At 44.8% G+C, this 281-nt stretch carries 1 protein-coding gene; it reads left to right on the forward strand.

What is annotated here, in order from left to right; all coding sequences use genetic code 11:
- The coding region (locus ACO0LL_RS30405) for a hypothetical protein (RefSeq protein ID WP_422954549.1) at positions 1 to 281 on the forward strand (281 nt) is incomplete at both ends.

Below are 281 nucleotides of genomic sequence, written 5' to 3' on the forward strand. Positions count from 1 at the left end.
TGCGTATTGGAATATACAGCCATTTACTGATGAAACTATTGCTTCTCCAAAAGCAGTTGTTTTAATACAAGTACTGTCGGGTCCAATTGCTGGATTCAAGCCAGAGGAAATAGCGTATAACTGGTCATTTTGGAAGCCTAGTGTGACAATTGACGATATAAATGCCTATCAAGCAGAATTCATGGCTGAGGAAATGCGGCAGATTGGTGATCCTGAAGCGAAGATGCGGGTTGAGGTTGCCGTTGACAGGGCGATCGCAGATGTTAAGCGTTGTGCGCTGC

Origin of the sequence: Undibacterium sp. TC4M20W, from assembly GCF_049340245.1 — a bacterium.
Classification (GTDB): Bacteria; Pseudomonadota; Gammaproteobacteria; order Burkholderiales; family Burkholderiaceae_D; genus Undibacterium.